The following is a 4125-nucleotide window of genomic DNA, read 5'->3' as shown; positions in this document are numbered from 1 at the left end:
CGGGGGGGCCCCCCGCTGTGTGGGGGGGCGGGGTTTTGGGGGGTCTTTTGGGGCCAACTTCCCTCCCCCGGGTCGGGCCCGGCGGTCGCCCGGGCGACCGCGGAGCATCCGCGCCGACGAGGCGATCATCGAGGCCACCCTCGACCTGCTCGCCGAGGGCAGCACCATCGAGGCGCTCTCGATCGAGGCGATCGCCGCTCGCGCCGGGGTCGGCAAGGCCACCATCTACCGCCGCTGGGCCGGCAAGGACGCCCTGCTGCTGGACGCGCTACGTCGGCTCAAGGGCGTCATGGCACAGCCGGCCGGGCACTCCGTCCGCGACGACCTGGTGCTGCTGGTCGGCGCGATCGGCAAGAACGTCGACCCGCGCGCGGCGAAGATCATGCCCTGTCTGGCGCCCGCCGTGAACCGCAGCGCGGACCAGTTCCAGCTCTACCAGAACATCATCTCGCCCCGGCGGCAGCTGATGCGCGACGTGCTGCGGCGCGGCATCGACGAGGGGGTGCTCCGGGCCGACATCGACGTCGAGGTGACGATGGCGCTGCTCACCGGGCCGATGCTGATCCAGCGGGTGCTCCAGTGGAATCCGGACCTGGACGAGCAGACCCTGCCCGAGCGGGTCGTCGACGCCGTGCTGGAGGGCATTCAGGTTCGCTGAGCCGGACGCCGGTCGGCGTGCCGGCGTGCGTCGGCCGGTGTGCCGGCGTGCGTCGGGCCGGTGGGCGTCGGTCGGCGGGCCGGCGTGCGTCGGTCGGGTGTCGTCGGCGGGCCCGCGTGCGACGGCGGGCGTCCGGCTCAGCGGGCCGGCGGTCGCGGACCGGCGTCGGTCAGCCGGCCGGTGCGCGCAGCCGGTGCAGACGCAGCGCGAGCTGCACCTCCAACGCCCGCTCGGGCCGCTGCCAGTCCGCGCCGAGCAACTGCCCGACCCGTTCCAACCGCTGGGTCACCGTGTTCACGTGCACGTGCAGCTGCTCGGCGGCCCGGGCCAGACTGCCACCCACCCCGAAGTACGCCTCCAGCGTCTTCACCAGAGCCGTGCCCCGCCGGGCGTCGTAGTCGACCACCGGCCCGACGGTGGTGCGGAGAAACTCGGCCACGTCCTTCTCGCCCCGGTCACCGACCGTGCCCAGCAGCAGCCCGACGAAGCCCAGCTCGCCGGTGCTCGCCCCCTGGCCGGCCCGGCCCAACGCGCCCAGCGCCGTCAGGCACCGGTCCGCCTCGTGGAACGTCCCGGCCAGCGCCGCCGGCCCGTTCGACGGGCCGCTCGCCCCGGCGGTCACCGGACGGCCGGTCACCCGGGACAGGTCCCGGGCAACCGCACGGGCACTGCCGCCCGCGTCCAGCCCCGGCAACATCAGCACCACCCGACCGTCGCGCGCCGCGGCCAGCCCGCCGCGCGCCGAGGCGTACGTGGTGGCCCAGGAGAGCACCCGCTGCCGGGCCGAGCCGGTCGCGGCGATTGCGTCGTCGCCCACCGCCACCAGCACGTGCGGGGCGTCCAGGTCCACCCCGAGCCGCCGGGCCCGGCGGCGCAACGCGTCGGTGTCCCGCAGCGGACGGGCGATCAGGTCGTCCAGCAGCTCGCCGCGGACCCGCCCCTCCGCCTCGGCGACCGTCCGGCGGAACAGCAGCAGCAGCGCGGTCACCAGCGCGGCCCGCTCCAGGATGCGCTGGTCGGCGTCGACCAACTCGTCGTCCGGACGCAGCACCAGAGCGCCCAGGTTCTCCGCGCCCGCCACCACCGCCGCGTACCACAGCGGGCTGCGGCGCACGCTGCGCCCCTCGGTGCGCGACGCCGCCACCGCCTCGACGATGTCCGCCCGGTCCGGCTCGTCGATCTCACCCACCCGGGCCAGCAGGCGGCCCTCGGCGTCCAGCGCCAGCAGCGCACCACCCAGCACCTCGGTCACCGCCGCCGCCACGTCCTCCACGCCGCCGCCGCGCAGCACCAGCGCCGTCATCCGGTCGTGTGCCGCCGCGGCCCGCTCCACCGAGCTGCTGTGCGCCCGGATGGTGGTGTTCGCCGCCGACAACTCGGCCAACGCCGAGCGGGTCTCGGTGAGCAACCGGGCGGTGTCGATCGCCACCGCGGCATGCGCGGCGAGCGAGACCAGCAGCGCCACCTCCTCCCGGACGAACGGTCGAGCCGAACGATTGGCGGCGTAGAGCACACCGATCGAGGTGGAACCCAGCCGCAGCGGCACCCCGAGGATCGCCACCAGGCCCTCCTCGCCCACACCGGCGTCGATCTCGCCGGTGTGGTGGAAGCGCGCGTCCTCGCCGTAGTTGGCGGTGACGTACGGCGCGCCGGACTGGGCCACCAGACCGCCCAGGCCGGCGCCCATCGGCAGCCGCAGCCGCTGGAAGCGGGCCGAGACCGACCCGTCGGTCACCCGCATGTAGGTGTCGCCGCGCCCGTCGTCGTTGAGCGTCATGTAGGCCACGTCCGCGCCGAGCAGGTTGCGGGCCCGGTGCACGATCGCCCGGAGCACGTCGTCCAGGTCACGCAGCCCGGCCAGGTCACTGACCGTGTCGTACAGGCCGGACAGCTCGCTCTCCCGGCGACGCCGACGCTCCAGCAGCGCGCGGACCCGCAACGCCACCGACTTGGCCTGCTCCAGCTCGGCCAGCCGCTCCGGCGGCAGCCCCGCGGCCCGCGCGGCCACCAGCGGTCCCTCGAACTCGACCGCCGCGGCCTCACGGGCGAGCAGCTCCAGGAACTCCACCGGCGATGACATGGTCGACATTGTGCTCAGCCCCACTAGTTGGCCGTCCAGCCCCCGTCGAGGGCGATCGACGCACCGGTGATGAACGCCGCCGGCGGCGAGCAAAGGTACGCCAACAGCTCGGCGACCTCCTCCGGTTCGATCAGCCGCTTGATCGCGGCCCGAGCCAGCATGATCTTCTCAACCACCTCGGCCTCGTCGATGCCGTGGCTGGCCGCCTGGTCGGCGATCTGGCTCTCCACCAGCGCCGTGCGCACGTACGCCGGGTTGATGCAGTTGGCGGTCACCCCGTGCGCGGCGCCCTCCAGCGCCACCACCTTCGACAGCCCCTCCAGGGCGTGTTTGGCCGAGACGTAGGCCGCCTTGTACGGCGAGGCGCGCAACCCGTGCACCGAGGAGATGTTGACGATCCGACCCCAGCCCCGGGCGTACATGTGCGGCAGCGCCCGGCGGATCAGCAGGAACGGCGCCTCCACCATCACCCGCTGGATGTACTCGAAGCGCTCGACGGGAAAGTCCTGCACCGGCGCGACGTGCTGGAGCCCGGCGTTGTTCACCACGATGTCCACGTCCACGTCGAGGCGGTCCACCGCCGCGGCGTCGGACAGGTCCACACCCTCGGCCCGGCCGCCGACCTCGGCGGCCACCGCCTTGGCCGCCTCCAGGTTGCGATCCACCACGAGCACCTTGGCGCCGGCCGCGCCCAGCCGCAGGGCGCACGCCCGCCCGATGCCGCTGCCGCCCCCGGTGACCAGGGCGGTCCGACCGGCGAGGTCGACCTGTACGACGTGGGGGACCGCCACGGGTTCTGCCGTCATGGCGCAAGAAGTTACGAGCTGTGTGCTTCCCGGCACATGGGCCGGCGACACATACTCCGTACCAAAGCTGTGTGGCCGTCCCGTCCCGTCGCGCGCCGCCGTCCGCGCACCCGCCCCGGTCGTGGGCCATCGTCCTGGTGTCCGCTCCGGTTGTGCGCGGTCTTCCTGCGCTCCCGCCCCGGTTGTGCGCGGTCGTCCTGGGCTCCCGCCCGGTCGCTCCTTGCGCGGCAAGATCGCACAGCATCCAGGATGTAGTGGCGTCCCGGCGCTTCGTGGCCACCACATCCTGGTTCGAGCACGACCTTGGCGCTGACGCCCCGAACCGCTGCTCCCGGCCGATCGGGCATGGTGCTCGTCGTCAAGATCTACGCAACATCAGGGATGTTGCTGTCTCTGACGCGTCGGAGGCAGCAACATCCCTGATGTTGCGTAGATCTTGGCGCGGGGCGCGGGGCGCGGGGCGCGGGGCGCGGGACGCGGGACGCGGGCCCGTGACCAGATCACCGTCACCGCCCGGCCGGGCGACCGGCACGTCACGAGCCGGCACCGCCTGACCACCACCGCGCGGCCGTTCATCGGCG

The 4125-nt window shown here is 73.9% G+C and carries 3 protein-coding genes and 1 pseudogene; 2 read left to right on the top strand and 2 right to left on the bottom strand.

Annotated features, from left to right (window positions below):
• The first annotated feature begins 106 nt into the window (after positions 1-106).
• A complete protein-coding gene (locus ABZU25_RS34330) occupies positions 107-658 on the top strand; it encodes a TetR/AcrR family transcriptional regulator (protein WP_355033521.1) in 552 nt (183 codons plus the stop codon).
• 169 nt (positions 659-827) lie between these two features.
• Here the strand turns inward: ABZU25_RS34330 and ABZU25_RS34325 are convergent, their stop codons facing one another.
• Positions 828-2747 (bottom strand): helix-turn-helix domain-containing protein, encoded by a 1920-nt coding sequence (locus tag ABZU25_RS34325; RefSeq protein WP_355033520.1) that lies wholly within the window; start codon positions 2745-2747, stop codon positions 828-830.
• Between the two features lie 14 nt (positions 2748-2761).
• Complete coding sequence (locus ABZU25_RS34320; protein ID WP_355033519.1) at positions 2762-3544, bottom strand: 3-hydroxybutyrate dehydrogenase; 783 nt, start codon at positions 3542-3544, stop codon at positions 2762-2764.
• A gap of 487 nt (positions 3545-4031) precedes the next feature.
• Here ABZU25_RS34320 and ABZU25_RS34315 point away from each other — a divergent pair.
• Positions 4032-4125: pseudogene (locus ABZU25_RS34315) on the top strand (DUF4307 domain-containing protein); the annotation flags it as partial.

Origin of the sequence: Micromonospora sp. NPDC005215 (assembly GCF_040607915.1) — a bacterium.
Classification (GTDB): domain Bacteria; phylum Actinomycetota; class Actinomycetes; order Mycobacteriales; family Micromonosporaceae; genus Micromonospora.
This window is presented reverse-complemented; position numbering and strand designations above follow the sequence as displayed.

Bases quoted from the DNA above. Each gene is read 5' to 3' on its own strand.
- ABZU25_RS34325 (WP_355033520.1), bottom strand. From the start codon at position 2,747: ATGTCGACCATGTCATCGCCGGTGGAGTTCCTGGAGCTGCTCGCCCGT.
- ABZU25_RS34320 (WP_355033519.1), bottom strand. From the start codon at position 3,544: ATGACGGCAGAACCCGTGGCGGTCCCCCACGTCGTACAGGTCGACCTC.